Origin of the sequence: Bacteroides mediterraneensis, assembly GCF_025993685.1 — a bacterium.
In the GTDB taxonomy this organism is placed as follows: Bacteria; Bacteroidota; Bacteroidia; order Bacteroidales; family Bacteroidaceae; genus Phocaeicola; species Phocaeicola mediterraneensis_A.
In genome coordinates this window covers 2,825,778-2,844,060 of record NZ_DAJPEN010000001.1, presented here as the reverse complement: position 1 = coordinate 2,844,060, position 18,283 = coordinate 2,825,778, and the positions used below count along the sequence as shown (strand labels likewise).

19 protein-coding genes and 1 pseudogene are annotated in these 18,283 nt (G+C 54.1%); 3 read left to right on the top strand and 17 right to left on the bottom strand.

Annotated elements, in window-relative coordinates; genetic code table 11:
- Positions 1-17 precede the first annotated feature (17 nt).
- The 13 genes and pseudogenes from traJ to OIM59_RS12145 all read right to left on the bottom strand — a co-directional run bounded on the left by traJ (position 18) and on the right by OIM59_RS12145 (position 9,302).
- Positions 18-1,046 carry a conjugative transposon protein TraJ gene (traJ, locus tag OIM59_RS12205; RefSeq protein ID WP_005650205.1) on the bottom strand — a complete coding sequence of 343 codons (1,029 nt, stop codon included), beginning with the start codon at positions 1,044-1,046 and terminating at the stop codon, positions 18-20.
- 3 nt (positions 1,047-1,049) lie between these two features.
- Positions 1,050-1,688 carry a DUF4141 domain-containing protein gene (locus tag OIM59_RS12200; RefSeq protein ID WP_117673135.1) on the bottom strand — a complete coding sequence of 213 codons (639 nt, stop codon included), beginning with the start codon at positions 1,686-1,688 and terminating at the stop codon, positions 1,050-1,052.
- A 38-nt stretch (positions 1,689-1,726) separates the two neighbouring features.
- Complete coding sequence (locus OIM59_RS12195) at positions 1,727-2,149, bottom strand: DUF3876 domain-containing protein (protein ID WP_005650202.1); 423 nt, start codon at positions 2,147-2,149, stop codon at positions 1,727-1,729.
- Positions 2,150-2,245: 96 nt separating this feature from the next.
- The gene (locus tag OIM59_RS12190; RefSeq protein ID WP_018709716.1) at positions 2,246-2,923 is read right to left on the bottom strand and encodes a hypothetical protein; all 678 of its coding nucleotides are present in this window, start codon (positions 2,921-2,923) and stop codon (positions 2,246-2,248) included.
- 43 nt (positions 2,924-2,966) lie between these two features.
- Positions 2,967-5,483 carry a TraG family conjugative transposon ATPase gene (locus OIM59_RS12185; RefSeq protein ID WP_303896968.1) on the bottom strand — a complete coding sequence of 839 codons (2,517 nt, stop codon included), beginning with the start codon at positions 5,481-5,483 and terminating at the stop codon, positions 2,967-2,969.
- Positions 5,480-5,812, bottom strand: coding sequence for a DUF4133 domain-containing protein (locus OIM59_RS12180; RefSeq protein WP_303896966.1), 333 nt, complete (start codon positions 5,810-5,812; stop codon positions 5,480-5,482). Before OIM59_RS12180 ends, OIM59_RS12185 begins: the two co-directional genes overlap by 4 nt.
- Before the next feature lie 37 nt (positions 5,813-5,849).
- The gene (locus tag OIM59_RS12175; protein ID WP_005650196.1) at positions 5,850-6,161 is read right to left on the bottom strand and encodes a DUF4134 domain-containing protein; all 312 of its coding nucleotides are present in this window, start codon (positions 6,159-6,161) and stop codon (positions 5,850-5,852) included.
- A gap of 177 nt (positions 6,162-6,338) precedes the next feature.
- A complete protein-coding gene (locus tag OIM59_RS12170) occupies positions 6,339-7,013 on the bottom strand; it encodes a hypothetical protein (protein ID WP_005650194.1) in 675 nt (224 codons plus the stop codon).
- Positions 7,007-7,303, bottom strand: coding sequence for a DUF3408 domain-containing protein (locus OIM59_RS12165; RefSeq protein ID WP_005650193.1), 297 nt, complete (start codon positions 7,301-7,303; stop codon positions 7,007-7,009). Before OIM59_RS12165 ends, OIM59_RS12170 begins: the two co-directional genes overlap by 7 nt.
- 36 nt (positions 7,304-7,339) lie before the next feature.
- Entirely contained in the window at positions 7,340-7,756 is a 417-nt protein-coding gene (locus tag OIM59_RS12160) for a DUF3408 domain-containing protein (RefSeq protein WP_005650191.1), read from the bottom strand.
- A gap of 5 nt (positions 7,757-7,761) precedes the next feature.
- Positions 7,762-8,550, bottom strand: a pseudogene (locus tag OIM59_RS12155) (ParA family protein); the annotation flags it as partial.
- Positions 8,551-8,721: 171 nt separating this feature from the next.
- Positions 8,722-8,943: a hypothetical protein gene (locus tag OIM59_RS12150; RefSeq protein ID WP_140399991.1), complete on the bottom strand. Its 222-nt coding sequence runs from the start codon at positions 8,941-8,943 to the stop codon at positions 8,722-8,724.
- Between the two features lie 230 nt (positions 8,944-9,173).
- Positions 9,174-9,302, bottom strand: a complete 129-nt coding sequence (locus OIM59_RS12145) for a hypothetical protein (protein ID WP_255376581.1) — start codon at positions 9,300-9,302, stop codon at positions 9,174-9,176.
- 7 nt (positions 9,303-9,309) lie between these two features.
- On the opposite strand from OIM59_RS12145, the gene mobA reads away from it, so the two are divergent.
- Genes mobA through mobC form a run of 3 tightly spaced genes read left to right on the top strand, consistent with a single transcriptional unit; the run spans position 9,310 to position 13,018 of the window.
- A complete protein-coding gene (gene mobA / locus OIM59_RS12140) occupies positions 9,310-9,744 on the top strand; it encodes a conjugal transfer protein MobA (protein ID WP_303896958.1) in 435 nt (144 codons plus the stop codon).
- Positions 9,729-10,976 (top strand): conjugal transfer protein MobB, encoded by a 1,248-nt coding sequence (gene mobB, locus OIM59_RS12135; RefSeq protein WP_303896956.1) that lies wholly within the window; start codon positions 9,729-9,731, stop codon positions 10,974-10,976. The genes mobA and mobB overlap by 16 nt, the downstream gene beginning before the upstream one ends.
- A 32-nt stretch (positions 10,977-11,008) precedes the next feature.
- Complete coding sequence (gene mobC / locus OIM59_RS12130; RefSeq protein ID WP_303896954.1) at positions 11,009-13,018, top strand: conjugal transfer protein MobC; 2,010 nt, start codon at positions 11,009-11,011, stop codon at positions 13,016-13,018.
- A gap of 155 nt (positions 13,019-13,173) precedes the next feature.
- Here the strand turns inward: mobC and OIM59_RS12125 are convergent, their stop codons facing one another.
- The 4 genes from OIM59_RS12125 to OIM59_RS12110 all read right to left on the bottom strand — a co-directional run bounded on the left by OIM59_RS12125 (position 13,174) and on the right by OIM59_RS12110 (position 18,011).
- A complete protein-coding gene (locus OIM59_RS12125) occupies positions 13,174-13,809 on the bottom strand; it encodes an RteC domain-containing protein (protein WP_303896952.1) in 636 nt (211 codons plus the stop codon).
- Between the two features lie 219 nt (positions 13,810-14,028).
- Entirely contained in the window at positions 14,029-14,472 is a 444-nt protein-coding gene (locus OIM59_RS12120; protein ID WP_303896950.1) for a dihydrofolate reductase family protein, read from the bottom strand.
- A 297-nt stretch (positions 14,473-14,769) separates the two neighbouring features.
- Positions 14,770-16,080: a sigma-54 dependent transcriptional regulator gene (locus tag OIM59_RS12115; RefSeq protein WP_303896948.1), complete on the bottom strand. Its 1,311-nt coding sequence runs from the start codon at positions 16,078-16,080 to the stop codon at positions 14,770-14,772.
- Complete coding sequence (locus tag OIM59_RS12110; RefSeq protein WP_303896946.1) at positions 16,068-18,011, bottom strand: hybrid sensor histidine kinase/response regulator; 1,944 nt, start codon at positions 18,009-18,011, stop codon at positions 16,068-16,070. The genes OIM59_RS12115 and OIM59_RS12110 overlap by 13 nt, the downstream gene beginning before the upstream one ends.
- Between the last annotated feature and the right edge of the window lie 272 nt (positions 18,012-18,283).

Genomic DNA, 18,283 nt, shown 5'->3' with positions numbered 1-18,283 from the left:
CCGCCCCGGTTATCAGGCTATTTTCTTTTCAGCAGCCGTCCGGCCTGTTTTCTGATAAACTTGCCCGTGCGTCCCGCCACGTTTCCGGCTGCCGCACCCGCCAGACTGCCGCCAAGGGCGCCCGCAGTACCGATGTTCTTGTTGTAGCTGCCCACTCCGCCACCGGCCTGGATTATCCATCCGGCTACCGTCGGGATGGTGAAGTATCCCACGATGCCGATAACGAGGAACACGATGTACACCCCGTTGCTCGCCTCTACCGAGAAGTTCGGGTCTGCCTGCATCGCCTCGATGTCATTCTGGAGCATCAGTATCTGTATCTTCGCCAGTATCGTGCTGAACAGGTCGGAGACGGGCAGCCACAGGTAAATCTGTATGTAGCGGCTGAACCATGCCGAAAGCGTGGAGTGGAAGCCGTCCCATACCGAGAAGGCGAAAGCGACGGGTCCCAGTATCGACAGCACCACCAGGAAGAACGTCCTGAGCGTGTCGATGACAAGGGCGGCAGCTGCGAACATCAGCTCCAGCAGCTCGCGGAACCAGTCACGCACGCTCTTCTTGATGTTGTACGCCGCACGGTCCATGTACATGCCCGTCATGGTGATCATGTCCGACGGTGACCAGCCCAGCTCGTCTATCTGGCGGTCGAACTCCTCGTCCGAGGCGAGATAGGCGGTTTCCGGGTTGCGCATCATCGCCTCGTATTCCAGTCTGTCCTTCTGTTCCCTGTACTTCTCCATGTCAAAGGTCTGTTCCTCCAGTATCGAGTGCGTCCCCTGTACGATTACTCCCAGAACGGAGTTCATCGTCCCCAGCACGATGGTCGGGAAGAAGAGGATGCACAGTCCGATGGCAAACGGCCGCAGCAGCGGGTACACGTCTATCGCTTCGGCACGGGCGAGCGACTGCCACACGCGCACCGCCACATAGAACAGGGCGCCCAGTCCGGCAAGCCCCTTTGCCACTCCTGCCATGTCCGAGCAGAGCGGCATCATCTCCTCATACAGCGAGAGGAGTATCTGGTGCAGGTTGTCAAACTCTCCCATAGGCTACCAGTATTTTTCGTTGGAGTTCCCGTAGAGTGCCATCACCCGGTCCATGTCGTTCTTCTTTCTCGCCCGCAGGTACGACACCGATATGGTCTTGTTCGTGTAGTAGCGCACGAGGTTGCGGTAGTTCATCAGGCTGCGGTAGGCATTGTCTATGACGGCGAGCCTTTCCGCATCCGTCAGTGACATGCCCGTCACGTTCACCACATTCTTCAGGTCCTGCAGCACGTCCGAACTTTCGTCTATCAGCATCGCATAGCCCGACGAGATGGCGGCAAGCTCCTCCGGCGTGTAGTTCTCGTCCGAGAGCATCTTCTGGTAGTTGTCCACATAGATTTCCGATATTTCCATTACCAGAGAGATGCTTTTCGCCACCTTCGCGCCGCCCTTTACCACGTCGTGCACTGATTTCAGTGCGTCGTAATACGCCTTTCCCTGCTCGAACACCTTCTTCGTTTCCAGAAAGCCGTTCAGGGTGTTGGCTTTCGTCCCGGCTGTCTCCACCATCTCCTTGGCGGAATTGATTATGCTCTGCGCAAGGTTTCCGGGGTCGGACACCACCCATTGGGCATTTGCCCCGCCTGTCCCCGCAAGGCACAGGCAGACCGCAATCAGCGGTATTTTCAGTTTCTGTCTCATTCTCATTTTTTTTTTGGATTTAGTGGTTCGTTAAGTTGCTATTGCATATTCTCTTTCTCCTTTGTCCTTTCGCCGTCACCTGCATCCGTGTTCACCCGGACATAGTCACCGCCCGGCGAGAAGGTCAGCACATCCGTCTCCTCGTTGTATGCCACGTCAATGCGGAACCCCGTGTTCATATACAGGTTGCCGTTCTCCTCCCTCTGCAGCAGATAGGTTTCCGGTCTCAGTACGCGGCGTACGCCCTTGCGTCTGAACAGTGTCACCTTATATGATTCTCCCTCCCTGTACACCAGTATGTCGGGACCGGCTTCCGCGTTTTCCCAGTTTCCGCAGATTCTGTCACGGGTGTCGCCGTCTTCTTTTGCCATTATATCACAGGCTTGCAGCATCAGCGATGCCATGCCTATCAGACCGCCGCACAGCAGCAGCCTTTCGGTCTTTGTCAGTTTGATGTTCATTTTCTTGTCTTCTTTAAGTTTTGTTCTTTCATTTTTTTCAATCCTTTTTTCTTTTCGCCTTTTCCGTAGCCGGAGTCCGCCCGGTTTCCTTTTCCGTCAGAATCCCGGTCTTCTGCCTTTACGCCTGCACATGCGGTTTTCCCTTGCGCCATTCTCCGGCGCCTCCTTCTGTGCAGGTACCGACTGCCGTACTGCGGGTTTGCCGAACAGCTCGTCCGCATCCGGCTTCTTGCCCGTCATCCGGCAGAATCGGGCATCCAGTTCCCGGTATGCCTTTTCCACCTGCTTGAGCACCGTTTCGCGCGGTCCCTTGTGGTCAATGCCGTATTTGTTCAGGATTTCCGGCTTGTACCACATCGGGTCGTCATAGTCTTTCCGGTACACCATACCTCTCAGATAGAGCAGTTCCTGATATTTTTCTTCCAGATAGTCCCTTGCCGGAGCGGGGCAGATGCTTTCGTAAGCCTTTTCCACTGCAAGAGTGATTTTTCCCTTGGCTCTTCCTGCCTCGCACAGTTCTTTCATGCGCTGCTCCTTCCCATATCCCCTGCAGTCCGGTTCAGCAGGCATCCGGTGAACCTGTATTTCCAGTTTCTTGTACCGCTGGTAGTCTTCTTCCAGTCCGTATCGCCTTCTGATATGTTCCGGTAGTGAGGTCCCGAATGTCAGGAACTCACGGAACCATGAGATATGCTCCCGGATTTCCTCCCGTTTCCGCAGCGCTTCATCGCTGTATCGGTCATCAATGTACATGTTGTCAGTCTGTTGGTTCATAAATCATTTTCTATTTTTCATTTACTGTATATTTCCTGCCGGTTCACTGTCCCGTCCGTTCCTCTTTCCGTCGCTCCGCCACCTGACGGATGGCAGCTTCCATGTCGCCTCCCGGTTTCTCCGCCAGTTCGCGTACTTCCATCTTCTCCGTCTCCTCCGTCGTATAGGCGAGATACTCTTGCATCGACACCTCCGTGGCATATACCGCCGAATGCGTGCCCCCAAGTCCAATCCAGACTTCCTTGTACCGCCTTGCCGGGTCGTTGGACTGGTTGATCGAGAGTATCTGCGACTTTTCCTTTTCCGTCAGCCCCAAGAGCGACTGTATCTGGTCAAAGCGGTTCATATATTTTCTCTGGTCAAGCAATATTTTGCAGTCCGAGTTGTTGATGATGCTCTCCTTCACAATCGGCGAGCTGATGATGTCGTCCACTTCCTGTGTCACCACAATCGCCTCCCCGAAATACTTTCTCACTGTCTTGTAGAGGTATTGGAGATAAGATGCCATGTTCGCCGATGACAGGGCTTTCCATGCCTCCTCGCATATCAGCTGCTTACGCACGCCTTTCAACCTCCGCATCTTGTTTATGAACGCTTCCATGATGATAATCGTCACTACCGGGAAAAGCTCGGCATTATCCTTCACCGCATCAATCTCGAAGACCACGAACCGCTTGTGCAGCAGGTCGATGTTCTCCGTCGAGTTGAGCAGGAAGTCGTAGCGTCCGCCCCGGTAGTACTGCCTCAGGGTGGTCAGGAAATTGTCGATGTTGAAGTCCGACTTTTCCACCTTGATGTAGCGTTCCTCCATCTCCTTGCGGTACACGTCCCGCATATACTCATAGAATGTGTTGAACGAAGGCACGATGCTCCTGTCCTGTTGGAGTTTCAGCAGGTAGGCGTTCACCGCGCTTCCCAGCTCCGCCGATTCCGTTTTCGTGGCGGGTTCGTTCTCGCTTTTCCACAATGTCAGCAGCAGCGTCTTGATGCTGTCCTTTTTCTCCACGTCGAACACCCCGTCATCCGTATAGAACGGGTTGAAACTGATGGGCTTCTCCTCCGTATAGGTGAAGTAGATACCGTCCTGTCCGTGCGTGCGGCGGTGTATCATCTCGCACAGTCCCTGATAGGAGTTTCCCGTGTCCACCAGTACCACGTGCGTGCCCTGTTCATAATATTGTCTGACCAGGTGGTTCATGAAGAACGATTTTCCGCTTCCGCTCGGTCCCAGCACGAACTTGTTGCGGTTGGTCGTGATGCCGCGCTTCATCGGCAGGTCGGATATGTCGATATGCAGGGGCTTGCCGCTGATACGGTCTGCCATGCGGATGCCGAAAGCCGAGGGCGAGTCCCGGTAGTTGGTCTCTCCGGCGAACAGGCATACCGCCTGCTCGACAAACGTGTGGAACGATTCCTCTGCCGGAAAGTCCGCCGCATTGCCCGGTATGCCCGCCCAGAACAGCGTCGGGCAGTCCGTCGTGTTGTGGCGGGGCACGCATCCCATCGAGGCCAGCTGGCTCCCCACGTCGTTCCTTATCCGTTTCAGTTCCTCCGTGTCGTCGCTCCACGCCATCACGTTGAAGTGGGCGCGGACGGACTTCAGCCCCTGTGAGTGGGCTTCGTTCAGATATTCCTCTATCCACTCGCAGTTGATGGCGTTCTGGCGGCTGTACCGTGAAAGCGACTGCATGTTCCTTGCCGACTTCTCGAAGCGGCGAAGCTCCTCGTCGCTGTTGCCGACAAACACGTACTGGTTGTAGATATGGTTGCAGGGAAGCAGCAGTCCCAGCGGGGCGGCAAACGACAGGCGGCAGTCCGAGCGGTCGGTGGAAAGACGCTCGTAGCGGTAATCCGTTTCCACCGATGCCGGCAGGTCTTCCGTGTCCGATAGCGTGTGCAGGCACAGGCGGTTGCTGCCCACGCGCATCTCCTCCGCGCTCATGGCGATGTCCTCCAGACAGTTCGTGTTGCCAAGCGACAGGGTGAGGTATCTGCCTATGATACCCGTTTCCTTCTCCGTACCGGCAAGCTCGTCGTCCGTCAGGCGGCGCAACTTGACGTGCCCCGAATCGTTCAGGATGCGGGCGAACTGTTCCACCGCCTCCATGAACTTCACCGCCGTTTCCCTGTCCCGTATCTCTTTCGGGACGATATGCCCACGGCACAGCGTGTTCCAGTTACTCTGCCGCCTCATGCGCTCTTTTGTCGTCTTGGTCAGGAACAGGTAACATTTGTGGTTCAGATACGGACGCTCGTTGAAGTGCATTCCGTTGCTCCGTGCCAGAAAGCCCGTACCTTCCTTCTCCCAGTCGGGGCGGTACAGTTCCTTTACATACCAGTCCTGCTTGTGCAGTACCGAATAGTCGGGCAGCACCTTGATTGCCTTGCACCACGTGGCATGGATACTCTCGTATTCCTCCGCCGTCACGGTATAGACCTCCGGCAGCTCCACCTCGAAGGCTGCGGTGATGTCTGCGTCCTTCGAGATGATGCACCCGTGTTCCACCGCCAGCAGCGGGAAGCGGCTCTCCAGCGTGGTGGCTTTCATTACGTTTCTCATGCTTTTCCTCCTTTCTTTTTCCGTCTTAGCATACGGCATACCCGTCTGCGGTGGAGCAGGTAGCGCGGGCGCATCCGTGCAGCGCCCAGCTTCATCAGTCCGTGCTGGCCGTACTTCGTGTTCAGCCGGAACGTGAGCCATACCACGGCGGAAGCCGCCGTGACTCCCAGACCGATGCAGACCCACTGGCTCACGCCCGCCATGTACAGGATGACAAACAGGATGAAGACAGCGAGCAGCCCGCCCGCGAACAGGAACAGGTACTGCGCCTTCAGCCCCTTGAACTCCACCGGACGACCGATGCCCTTGTTTACCGGGTATTCAGCCATTGTCCTTTTACCTTAATTATATATGGAAAACGCCTGTTTAGAGAAAGAACGAGCGTAAAATGGTCGCACTCACTATCAGGAAGATACACGCACCGAACCAGCTTGCGGCGGTCTTGCTCGTGTCCGGGTCGCCGGACGAGAACTTGCCATAGACCTTGATGCCCCCGATAAGACCCACCACTGCGCCGATGGCGTAGATGAGCTTTGTCGCCGGGTCAAAATACGATGTCACCATGCTGGTGGCTTCGGTGATGCCCGCCATGCCGTTACCCTGAGCGAAGGCGGAAATGTTGGCAGCCAGCAGAAGGGCTGCGAGGATGAACTGTTTCTTTTTCGATGTCATTGTCATAATCTTTTTTCGTTTTTTGTGCCTTGGGGTCGGATATTCCCTTCGGCGATTGATACTTTTTAATTCTTGCGGCTTCGGATAAAGCCGGCTTCTGGATTTAGTGGATTCGGTGGCAAGCCGATGATTTAGCCGTAGTCGGTTTTCTTTTTTCGCATCTTAGTTACATCTTTTACATTGTTATACATAGTCGCGGATGTTGAAGTTCTCGTATTCCTTCCGTACAGCCGCTTTCATTCTTGTTTTCTTCTCTGCGGGCTGGATACTTGTGAGATAGGTTTCCACCATTTCCGACACCCTTGCCTCGTACCGGGCATTGTTGCGCCGGAACATGTCGTAGAACTCTGTCCCTTCCAGCTCGTGGAATACCTTGCCCGCTTGCAGGATGTCGGCTTTCCCTGCCTTCGGGTTCTTCACCGCCCTTGCCGCACGGTCGATTTCGTCAAAGGTGCTTCCGCCCGCCTGTGGCGGCTCTTCCTCAAGTTCCCCGTCCGTGTCGTGGACGCGGTTGTCCCTGAAAACCTCGTCCAGATCCTCGTCGGGCACTTGGCGCGACGGCTTCGTTTCCGCAGCGTGGCTGCCGGCGGTTTCCATTTCGTCGTCAAAGGTAACGTCCTTTTCGTCCACCGCCTCGCTTTGCATTTCCGTGGCAGCATTTGGCGTCGGAGTGGCAGCCTGTGGCTTCATTTCCGGCATTCTGAACCTGCTTTTTCCAATGACATCGGGCAACGGTTCCCGTGCCGGTTCAATGCCGTCCTTGCCGTCAGCTTTTCGTGACTCCTTGCGTTCCCATGTCAGGTAGAGCAGTACCCACAGGTTGCACGCCATCATCAGGATTAGCAGCAGCGTCACCATAGGCTTACCGCTATCTGTCCGACAACATCGTGGCTTTTCTTCCTGTGCAGGCTCTCCGGCTCCGTACCGTGGTGTTCAAGGTGTTCGGTGACGATGCGGTCTGTATAGCCGGATATGGTCATCCCGTTTTCTCCCGCCATGCCCGCTATGCGCCTGACCGCCTTGTACTTCTCCCGGCTGATGTACACCGCCTTCCGTGCGGTGCCTTCCGGCTTGCATCCGTTCAGGCACTTGCCCTTATAGGCTTCCTCTCTCTGCTTTCTTTTGAAAATTTGGATGTTCAGTTTCATTTCGTCTTTACTTTTTTATGTGATACAATGTTTTCCTCAAATCAGATTGTCCCTGTTGCGGCGGTACAGGTCGTTGATTTCGTCCTTGTTCTCCTCAAAGTGGCGCATCAGCACCGTGTCGATGTAGCCGCCCACGGTTATTTCCTTGTCGGCGATGGTGTTCACTATCTTGGAAACGATGCTGTGTGCCTCCTTGCTGATGTACACGCAGTGCCGGAGTTTCACCTCGTTCCGTTTGAGGAAGGTCGAGCCGTAGTCAGGCTTCTTTCTTTTCGCGGGTTCGCTCCGTGCTTTAGCTTCCGTGGGCTGTACCGCATCTTCCGGTACGTTGCCGGCATCGGGTTCGTCCGTTCCTTCCCTTGCCGGAGGTCCGCCCATCTGACGGGATTTTCCTATGGAGGCAAGCAGCAGGCTTTCGTCTATGCCCTCCGTATTCAATTTTCGGCTTGCCATGAGGTTTATCCGTTGATGATGGAACATATCTCTTCCGACAGCTCTCGGATACGGCTTCCCTTCAGCATGGAGGCGTCCGGCGGCAGGATGGTCGAGCGGAACACCGACTTGCGGTCGTCCGACGGCTCGCGGCGGAAACGCTTGCTGTCGGGCAGCCTCGTGTCAAGGACATGGAAGTCGTTTTCGGCGAACAGCTTCCCGTACAGGTCGTACAGCCCGGTCTTTTCCCGTCCGTCCACCATTGTCCAGAACAGGGATATGCCTTTCGTCTTGGCAAGCCCGGTGGTGACGAGGTTATCGTTGAACATCATCACGAACTGCAATGCGCTTTCCACCACGAAGCGGTCGGCGCTGACGGGCGTGAAGATGTAGTCCATCTGCGAGAGCGTCTTTATCACCCCGTCGCTTTTCAGCGTGCCCGGCAGGTCGAAGAACACGATTTCCGGCTGGTATCCTTTCTCTGACAGCAGGCTGTCCGCATCGTCCAGCGCTTGCACGGCGTTGCTTCGGACGATGGGAAATCCCTTGCGCCCCGACTTGCGGAAATGTTCACAGGCAACGGCTTTCAGGCTGTCGTTCTTTTCGATAAGTGCCGTTTCCTTGTCGCGCAGCCCGGCGATGCTGTGCTGCGGCTCGTCGCAGTCTATCACGGCGACATCTATCCCCATCACGTTGTGGATGTAGTTGGCTACGAGCGCGGTGACGGTCGATTTGCCGACACCGCCTTTCTGTGTTGCGAATGCAACGAATGTTTCCTTGTTCATTTTTCTGTATGTTTTAATCGTTGTGGGTTTATGACTGTGGCGGTATGCTTCCCCGCCTGTTCATTTCTCTGCCTCTGTATATATGCGTATGCGCACTTTCTTGCATACACGCATTTCTACGGAGGTCTTGGTTTGAGTCTCCGCTGGTGTGTTGTCATACGCCAATACGTCAGTACGTCAGCACGTATGTACGTCAGTGCATCAGTACGTATGTATGTCAGTACGCCAGCGAAGCTGTGTGTCTGTCCGTCCGTGCGGACCTGCCTTTTCAAATGTCTGTTTCCGTCCATGTCCATTTATTTGCCTTGTTGCTTCATCGTTTCTGTCCGCAAAGGAATATACAAATCCGCCGGTCTGTATCGTTTCCCCCTTGCGTGGCAGCATTTGGCTTCGTTCCGGTAGCTTGTGGCGTTTTTCAGCCACTTCCCGGTGTGTTTTTACCCCGTACCTTTGCCCCCAAGCGGCAGGGCAACGCTCCCGATGCGCACATCGTACCCCCGGCTCCGTCCTTCTTTTGGGCAGCCGAAGGGTATCGGGCGACCGATACCTTTATGGGTTGTTATAGCAGGTTTATCCCCAATCCGTCGTGTACGGATTCTTGTGTCCTTAAAGACACAGCAAGGTGTCCTTTGAGTAACTCAAAGGGTTTCCGGTTACTCCCGGAAACGACCTTGCCCCTTGCGGGGGAGGGCTTCCCCTCCGAAGTCGGGAAGCCTGTTTCCTACCTGCGGTATGCGTGCCGGAAGCTGCGCTTGTGCCGTGAAACGAACCACTAAATCCATAATAAAGATGAACAAGAAAAAGAACGGGGATGAAATGCCCAAATGGGGGCGGCATCCGAAAGAGAGCCGCAAGTCGCACTGCGTGATGGTGCGCTTCGACAATGAGGAATGGCAGAAGTTTCTTGCCATGTATGAGAAATCCGGCGTGTACGCGAGGGCAGTGTTCCTGAAAGCGCACTTCTTCGGACAGCCCTTCCGTGTATTGGTCACGGACAGGACGCTGCTGGACTACTGCACGAAGCTCTCCGCTTTCCATGCGCAGTACCGCATGGTCGGCAACAACTACAACCAGACGGTAAGGGAGCTTCGCTGCCATTTCTCGGAAAAGAAGGCGATGGCATTGCTCTACAAGCTGGAGCAATGTACGAAGGAACTGGCCGCTCTGACGCGGCAGGTCATGGAACTTTCAAAAGAGTTTGAGGAAAGATGGTCGCGAAGATAAGCATGGGAACATCGTTGTACGGCGCACTCGCCTACAATGGCCTGAAAGTGAATGAGGGCGAAGGCAGGCTCCTTGCCGTAAACCGGATTTTCGACGACGGCAGCGGACATGTGGACGTGGCACGTGCCGAGCAGGACTTCAAGCGGTTCATGCCGGAGCAGGTGCGCACGCGTAATAAGGTCATCCACATTTCCCTTAATCCGCACCCCGACGACCGTCTGACCGACACGGAACTGGAACAGCTCGCACGCGAGTATCTCGACAGGCTTGGCTACGGCGACCAGCCTTATCTCGTGTTCAAGCACGAGGACATCAGCCGCCACCACCTGCACATCGTTTCCGTCAATGTGGACGAACGGGGCAGGCGGCTTAACCGTGACTTCATCCACCGCCGCAGCAAGCGCATCACCTCCGAGCTGGAAAAGAAGTACGGGCTTCACCCGGCTGACCGCCGCCGGCTCCGTACCGACAACCCGCTCCGCAGGGTGGACGTATCGCAGGGCGATGTCAAGCGGCAGGTATCGAATGTAGCCAAGGCAGTCATGGCAGGCTACAGGTTCCAGACAATGGGCGAATACCGTGCCCTTCTCTCGCTCTACAACGTCACCGTGGAGGAAGCCCGCGGCATGGTGGACGGGCGCGAGTATCACGGGATGGTCTATTCTGCCACTGATGATGCCGGTAACAGGACCGGCACTCCCTTCAAGGCTTCCCGCATCGGCAAGTCCGTCGGCTATGAAGCCGTACAGCGCAGGTTTGAATACTCCAAGGAACAAATCCGCGACAGGCGTCTGGCGGAGACGACCCGCCGTACCGTCGCCGCCGCGCTTGCCCGGACATACCGCCGCGAGGAGTTTGTCGCCCTGCTCAAAGCGAAAGGTGTGGATGTGGTGTTCCGCCACACAGAAGAAGGGCGCATCTACGGGGCGACCTTCATCGACCACCGCACGGGCTGCGTGCTCAACGGCTCTCGTCTGGGCAGGGAGTTTTCCGCCAATGCCTTGCAGGAGCATTTCACCCTGCCGTATGCCGGCACTCCGCCCATACCGTTCACCATCGCCGTGGACGGGCAGCAGCCCGATACCCGTCCCGTCGTGGAATACGACGAGGGGTATTCCTCCGGCTTGGGCTTGCTCGGCGGCGACGCTTCGGGCGCACAGGCCGAAGAAGCCGCCTTCGAGCGCGACCTCAAGCGCAAGCGAAAGAAACGCCGCAAGGGGCAGGGATTATAATTCAGTCATTCACTTGAAAACAGAAACAGATTATGTCACAACAGGAAGACGATTTGAGGGCACTGGCGAAAATCATGGATTTTCTCCGTGCCGTAAGCATTATTCTGGTGGTCATCCACCTCTACTGGTATTGTTATGAAGCCATAAGGCTGTGGGGCATCGGCATAGGTGTCGTGGACCGGGTACTGATGAACTTCGACCGTACCGCCGGACTGTTCCATCACATTCTCTACACGAAACTCTTTGCCCTTCTTCTGCTCGCGCTCTCATGCCTCGGCACGAAAGGTGTCAAGGAGGAGAAAATCACCTGGCGCCGGATCTGGGCGGTACTTGCCGTGGGGCTGGTGCTGTTCTTCGGCAACTGGTGGGTGCTGTCCCTGCCGCTTCCGGTGGAGGCGGTTGCGGGTCTCTACACCGCTTCAATGGCGGCGGGCTATGTCTGCCTGCTCATGGCGGGCACATGGATGAGCCGCCTTTTGCGTACCAATCTCATGGAAGACGTTTTCAATGTAGAAAACGAGAGCTTCATGCAGGAAACCCGCCTCATGGAGAACGGGTATTCCGTCAATCTGCCCACACGTTTCTATTATAGGAAGAAGTGGAACAATGGCTATATCAATGTGGTCAACCCCTTCCGTGCCACCATCGTACTGGGTACGCCGGGCAGCGGAAAGTCCTATGCAGTGGTGAACAGCTTTATCAAGCAGCAGATTGAGAAAGGCTTTAGTCAATATATCTATGACTTCAAATATCCCGACCTTTCCACCATCGCCTACAACCACCTGATGAACCACCCGGACGGGTACAAGGTCAAGCCGAAGTTCTATGTAATCAATTTCGACGACCCGCGCCGCAGCCACCGCTGCAATCCCATCCATCCGGATTTCATGGAGGACATCACCGATGCCTACGAGAGTGCCTACACGATAATGCTCAATTTGAACAGGACCTGGGTGCAGAAGCAGGGCGACTTCTTTGTCGAATCTCCGATTATCCTGTTCGCCGCCGTGATATGGTTCCTCCGTATCTATCAGGACGGGAAATACTGCACCTTTCCCCATGCCATCGAGCTGCTCAACCGCCGTTACGAGGACCTTTTCCCGATTCTCACCAGCTATCCCGAACTGGAGAACTATCTTTCCCCGTTCATGGACGCATGGCAGGGCGGGGCGATGGAACAGCTCGCCGGTCAGATAGCCTCGGCGAAGATTCCGCTCTCGCGCATGATTTCCCCGCAGCTCTACTGGGTCATGTCCGACAGTGAGTTCACGCTCGACATCAACAATCCCGACGAGCCGAAGATTCTCTGTGTCGGCAACAATCCCGACCGCCAGAACATCTACGGGGCGGCGTTGGGGCTGTACAACTCGCGCATCGTCAAGCTCGTCAACAGGAAGGGCAGGCTCAAGTCCTCCATCATCATCGACGAGCTGCCCACGATTTACTTCAAGGGGCTGGACAACCTGATTGCCACCGCCCGAAGCAACAAGGTTTCCACCCTGCTGGGTTTTCAGGACTTTTCCCAGCTCAAGCGTGACTACGGCGACAAGGAGGCCGCCGTGGTCATGAACACCGTCGGCAACATCTTTTCCGGTCAGGTTGTGGGCGAGACCGCCAAGACTCTTTCCGAGCGTTTCGGCAAGATTCTCCAGAGGCGGCAGAGCATCACCATCAACCGCGAGGACAAGTCCACTTCCATCAATACGCAGATGGAGAGCCTTATCCCGGCGAGCAAGATTTCCACGCTCACGCAGGGCATGTTCGTGGGAGCCGTCGCCGACAACTACGACGAGCGCATCGAACAGAAGATTTTCCATTGTGAGATTGTGGTCGATGCCGAGAAAGTGAAGCGTGAGGAACAGGCTTACAAGCCTATTCCCGTCATCACAGACTTTACCGATGCCGGCGGCAACGACCGCATGAAGGAAATGATCCAGGATAACTACAACCGTATCCGTGCCGAGGTGCGGCAGATTGTCGCCGACGAGTTGCAGCGCATACAGTCCGACCCCGAACTGCAATACCTCTTGCAGAACAAGTAACACGCCACAGGCGAAAAAAGGAAAATCCGTAACACGGTTGAACATTCAGCCGTATTACGGATTTTCTTTTTTATATCATTATGTTTATCGGGTTCTCTTTTTGAAAAGGTTGCCTTTTTCTTCCGAATAATTGCAGAAAACCGGACTTTTCTCGTTTACCTTCGCATCCGTTCCCGTTCCTCGTCCTCCAGCATCCTGCGGTTCAGCTTCTCCGCCGCCTTGTCGAAAAAATACGTGCGGCTCTCGTTTTTCCGTCGCTTGATGTCCGCATAGGTGTTGTAGCACTGGCTTTCCTTTATTTCCATACCGAACACCTTGCAGAAGCCTTCCAGCAGTTCCTTGATACCCGGTTCACCCTCGTTTACCAGCTTCATGGCATCCAGTCCGTAAATCAGCTCCACCAGCTCAGCCAAACTGCCCGTCCAGCGCATGGTCGAGGTATTCCTTTCATCTTCTTTCTTTTCGCATTCGGAGTGGATGGCAGTGGATAGTGGCGGCACCTGCGGGCGGTTGGAGGGGACATGCTTCTGCATCTTGCGGACGAAAGACAGGGCTTTACGGACAAACAGGTGGGTATGGCTTTTCAGATCCGCAATGTATTGCGTGCGGTGGTGTTGCAGCTCGTTCTCGGCATAAGCCAGTGCAATTTTCACCCCGTCCGTATCGCTGTCGTGCATCAGTTCCACGACCGCCTTGACAAAGCGGCTGTATGCGGCATTCAGATTGACTGTTTCATCGTTCCCGTTTATAAGACCGAAAAATTCGGTTTCTGCCAATATGAGATATTCCATTTCCTTTCAGTTTTATGTTATTACACTTGGTTTGAAGTGTGCGCACATAAAACTATGGGACAAATAGCGATCCTGCGGGAGTGTCTTTCTTTAAGTATGGATATATCACACTGATATTCAGTGAAATATTTGCTGAAAATATTTTTTGGAGCTTTTCCCGACGCCTCATTTTTTGTTCAGAATCTGAACGTACGTTCACTTTTTGAACGTCCCGGGCGTTCATTTTCCGAACATCACCACCCGTTGGCGGGGTATTTTCCGTCCGTAGGCTATCCGTACCATTCCGTCCTTCCATTGTCTGCTTCCCGTGCATGTCCATTCGCTTTCGGGCAGCGACGATTGGAACAGCCTGCTGCCGTTTCCCGCAATGACGGGAACCATGTAGAGGATGATTTCATCCACAAGCCGCATCCGTATCATGCCGTTGATGATACCTGCCGTCTTTTCGGTTGCTTCTATCAGATAGTTCAGGGAATCGCCGGTGTTTTCCATCCGGTTGGAGAGGAGTGTAAGCGACGTGTCTTCTGTCAGGACGCAGGTAGCAGCCTCTTTCAGCGCACCTATCCCGTACTGGTCGGAACCAAGCCATCGCCCGGACAGACCGGTTGTTTCTGCCGGACAGCCGTCCATTGTCAGGACGGCGAGTAATCGGACTTTTGCCATAGCGGTCATTCTGTTGCGACCGGAAACCGTATATAAAAAAAGTAGCGTGCAATTCACACTACTTTCAAGCGACGGCTCTGGTAAAGCCTTTACAGAGAGTATGTGAATGCACGCTATGCCCAGGCATAGCATAAGCATCACACAATCGCCTCTGTAGTTCCAATTTACCAGATTTTCGCTCGAAACGCCTTGCGGTCTTATTCTATACTATATCTTAGTCGGTACGGGAAACCGTGTTTCTCCGTACCGTATTTCTCCTATGTTCATGCAAAGATAGGATTTTCAGTCGAGATTTTCTCATTTTTCGCTCTTTTTCTGCATGATACCGTATTCTTTCATCTTGTTGTACAGGGTCGTGCGGCTGATACCCAGCAGTCCAGCAGTCACTTCGCGGTTCCCGTCCGCCTGCGCCAGCGCCCGCACGATGCGTTCCCTTTCCTCATTCCCGTCTTTCAGCAGCAGGGAGCTGCCTGCCTGTGCCGTACTTTCCGCTTCCAGCCTGTCGGCTCCTATCAGCCTTCCTTCCGTCAGCAGGACGGCGGAACGCACCGTCTGTTTCAGTTCCCTCACATTTCCTGCCCACATCCGCCTCATGAGTTCCTTTTCCGCCTCCTTGTCGAATCCTTCTGTATGCCGTCCCAGTTCCTCGTTGGCAAGCTCCCGGAAAAACTCCGCAAGGGGCAGTATGTCCTCCCGGCACTCCCGCAGCGGCGGTATCTTGATGACAAATTCCTTCAGGCGGTGATACAGGTCCCGCCGGAAACGTCCTTCCTCCACTGCCTTCTCCAGATTCTCGTTGGTCGCCGCCACGATGCGTACGTCCGCTTTCCGCTCGCGGGTGCAGCCCGTCGGACGGTAGCATTTGGTCTGCAGCGCACGCAGCAGTTTCTGCTGTACCTCAGCGGGCAGGTTGCCCACCTCGTCCAGAAACAGCGTGCCGCCGTCAGCCTCTGCCATGCAGCCCTTCTTTCCGGTTATGGCTCCCGTAAATGCGCCTTTCTCGTATCCGAACAGCTCGGATGCAGCCAGCTCCCGTGTCAGCATACCGCAGTCTATCGCGACAAACGGACCTTTCTGCCGGGTACTCTGCGCATGTATCTTTTCTGCTACGTGTTCCTTGCCCGTGCCGTTCTCTCCAAGTATCAGTACCCCTATGTCCGTCGGGGCTACCAGTGAGATACGCCGGTCGATGGTCCGGAATGCGGCACTTCTGCGCTCCAGTATGGGCATGGTATGCCTTCTTTCCGTTTTGCGTACCAGCTCACTTATCCTCGGAAGCAGCTTTTCCTGCAGCAGGTTCTTGGGGATATAGTCCTCGGCTCCAAGCCTCATGGAGCTGACCGCCGATGCGACCTGCGCATAGTCGGTCATGATGACAAACGGGTTTCTGATACCCGTTTCCCGCATCCGCTCCAGCACTTCCGTACATTCTCCGTCGGGCAGACGCAGGTCCGACACGATGATGTCCCCATCGTCCAGTTCCTCCAGCAGCCTCCGTGCCCCGGCACAGTCGTATGCCGTGCGGGTCTTGTAGCCTGCCTTCTCCAGCATTCCGCAGACATGGTCGCGGAATACCGGGTTGTCTTCTATCACTATTATTCTTCCCATACCGTTCTCTCCATTTCCTTTCGGGCGAGCCGGATAATCGTTTCGCCCTGACTGGTCACCTTTCCGGCATACTCCCTGATTTCTTCTGCCGTCCCGTTTCCGTGGAGCACGTCATACAGCTCCTGCAGCGGCCCTTCGGCATGTATCAGCATCCATGAGCTGCGGATATGGTGTATCCAGTAGTCCAGCCTGTCCCTGTCACACCTTTCCGCTTCCTCCCGTATGGCGGCCATTTCCTTCTCCGTTTCCCTGACCAGACATTCCAGCCTCTGCCTCTTGTCGCCGTATGCGAACAGCGGGCCGAGGTCTATGCGTGGGGTGCTGTCCTCACCGATACATTCTTCCGCGGCTGCCAGCAGTTCGTCGATGGAGAACGGCTTGTACAGCACCGAGCCGAAGCCAGCGCCTGCCAGTTCCTCTTTCGTGATGCTTTTCGAGCCGGTCACCACCATCACGGGGATGGTGCGTGAGTTGCCTATGTCCGACGTGCGGAGCAGTTCCAGAATGTCATAGCCGCTGAAATTATGCATCTTTAGGTCGGTCGTCAGCAGGTCATAGTGGTTACCGCGCAATTTTTCCGTGAGCTGGCCTATGTCTGTACAGGTTTCACAATGCACTCCGCTTTGCTCGAACATGTCATGCAGCATGTCAAGTATCATCCGGTCATTGTCTATGGAAAGCACGGAATAGCCTGATAGATTGTGTGTTATGGTATATGGTTGTCCTTCTGTTTCGGTTGTTTTTTCTAGCGGCAGTGTGACTGTAAACCGGCTGCCTTTTTCTAGCACGCTTTCTACCCTGATGTTACCACCCATCAGCTCCGTAAGACTCCTTACGATGGCGAGTCCCAACCCAAAACCTTCCTGCGTGGCGGCGTTGCCAAGCCGCTCAAATGGCTTGAATATCTGTTCTTGTTTCTCCTTGTCTATCCCTGTACCGGTATCGTCCACTACCAATATGAAATTGCCATCAGAATATTTGGTAATTAATTTGATCGAACCTTTCTGCGTAAACTTCAGCGCATTGGACAGCAGATTGCTGCCGATGCGAAGTATTAGGTTTCGGTCACCCATGACTACCTTGTCCACCTCATTGACTGTTTCAAATGCCAGCCGCTTCTTTTCCATCTGTGGCATAAACTCTATCTCCAATGTGTCCGCTATGCTTTTTAACCGGAATGGAAGGGAATGAAAGGTTTCCTTTCCGCTGTCCAAACGAAAATAATTCAGCAGTGTGTCTATCATTCCTGCCATCCGCCCGGAAGCTTCACCTATGATATTAGCATGGCGGATACGGAGAGAACTTTCTTCATCAGTTACTATCATTTCCGCGTATCCGCGTATAGCAGATAGCGGAGAACGTAATTCATGGGTGATAGTTTGCATGATGTTCTGTCTTTCTTTCGTTAGTTCCTCGTTCTGCCGGATGGTTTCCTGTAATTTTTCGATTAGTTTCTCGCATTTTCTTTTTTCGTCAACATTGCGCTTGATTTCACGGTGAATGGTGAGGTAAGACAGGAACAGCAAGACAATTGCAACTGACAAAGTTATTGCTAATAACCAGAATGATTCATTCCAAGTATCCTCTATTCTCTGTTCACTTTTGCTAAATGAAAGATATGCCTGCCTGTCAAGGTCGCTTACTAGGCTGTTCAGTGTTCTGTTCAATTCCCTATTGCGAATACGCAGACTGTCAGCGTATGTATCCATTTCTTGTGACTGTCGTTGCTGTGTGGCTATCAGGCTGTCGCTGAAAGCGTGCAGTTCTTTGTTGGATGGCATTATCCGTATTTCTTCCTTCATACCGAAGAATCCGGCAATTCCTTTTTTCTTTTGCTCAACAGTACGGACTCTTGTTGCCCGTTTTGCCACTTCAGGCAGCTGGTTTGCCAGCATTTCCTCCCTTTCATTTCGTTGTTTGATATTCTGCATAATATGTAGCAGATGTGTTTCTTTTTCAGCTAACAAATGACGTAGAGTATCTATCTGATTGGATTGTACATACTCCCGACAAAGAGGCTCCAATGTTTGTAGTATACTGTCTGTCTGTAGGCGATGATGGAGATAGTTCTGATAGTCTGCTTTATCCCATACAACTACACTTTCACCCCTAATGGCAAGCTCTATTATGCTGCGATGCATCTTGTTTATGCCAAGACGTAACGAGCGAATCTTTACCGTTTCTAGTTCTATGTCTCTTAATT

Excerpts from the sequence above, each read along its gene's own strand:
- traJ (WP_005650205.1), bottom strand. The coding sequence starts at position 1,046 with ATGGGAGAGTTTGACAACCTGCACCAGATACTCCTCTCGCTGTATGAG.
- OIM59_RS12200 (WP_117673135.1), bottom strand. The coding sequence starts at position 1,688 with ATGAGACAGAAACTGAAAATACCGCTGATTGCGGTCTGCCTGTGCCTT.
- OIM59_RS12195 (WP_005650202.1), bottom strand. The coding sequence starts at position 2,149 with ATGAACATCAAACTGACAAAGACCGAAAGGCTGCTGCTGTGCGGCGGT.
- OIM59_RS12190 (WP_018709716.1), bottom strand. The coding sequence starts at position 2,923 with ATGAACCAACAGACTGACAACATGTACATTGATGACCGATACAGCGAT.
- OIM59_RS12185 (WP_303896968.1), bottom strand. The coding sequence starts at position 5,483 with ATGAGAAACGTAATGAAAGCCACCACGCTGGAGAGCCGCTTCCCGCTG.
- OIM59_RS12180 (WP_303896966.1), bottom strand. The coding sequence starts at position 5,812 with ATGGCTGAATACCCGGTAAACAAGGGCATCGGTCGTCCGGTGGAGTTC.
- OIM59_RS12175 (WP_005650196.1), bottom strand. The coding sequence starts at position 6,161 with ATGACAATGACATCGAAAAAGAAACAGTTCATCCTCGCAGCCCTTCTG.
- OIM59_RS12170 (WP_005650194.1), bottom strand. The coding sequence starts at position 7,013 with ATGGTGACGCTGCTGCTAATCCTGATGATGGCGTGCAACCTGTGGGTA.
- OIM59_RS12165 (WP_005650193.1), bottom strand. The coding sequence starts at position 7,303 with ATGAAACTGAACATCCAAATTTTCAAAAGAAAGCAGAGAGAGGAAGCC.
- OIM59_RS12160 (WP_005650191.1), bottom strand. The coding sequence starts at position 7,756 with ATGGCAAGCCGAAAATTGAATACGGAGGGCATAGACGAAAGCCTGCTG.
- OIM59_RS12145 (WP_255376581.1), bottom strand. The coding sequence starts at position 9,302 with ATGGATTTAGTGGTTCGTTTCACGGCACAAGCGCAGCTTCCGGCACGC.
- mobA (WP_303896958.1), top strand. The coding sequence starts at position 9,310 with ATGAACAAGAAAAAGAACGGGGATGAAATGCCCAAATGGGGGCGGCAT.
- mobB (WP_303896956.1), top strand. The coding sequence starts at position 9,729 with ATGGTCGCGAAGATAAGCATGGGAACATCGTTGTACGGCGCACTCGCC.
- mobC (WP_303896954.1), top strand. The coding sequence starts at position 11,009 with ATGTCACAACAGGAAGACGATTTGAGGGCACTGGCGAAAATCATGGAT.
- OIM59_RS12125 (WP_303896952.1), bottom strand. The coding sequence starts at position 13,809 with ATGGAATATCTCATATTGGCAGAAACCGAATTTTTCGGTCTTATAAAC.
- OIM59_RS12120 (WP_303896950.1), bottom strand. The coding sequence starts at position 14,472 with ATGGCAAAAGTCCGATTACTCGCCGTCCTGACAATGGACGGCTGTCCG.
- OIM59_RS12115 (WP_303896948.1), bottom strand. The coding sequence starts at position 16,080 with ATGGGAAGAATAATAGTGATAGAAGACAACCCGGTATTCCGCGACCAT.
- OIM59_RS12110 (WP_303896946.1), bottom strand. The coding sequence starts at position 18,011 with ATGCAGAATATCAAACAACGAAATGAAAGGGAGGAAATGCTGGCAAAC.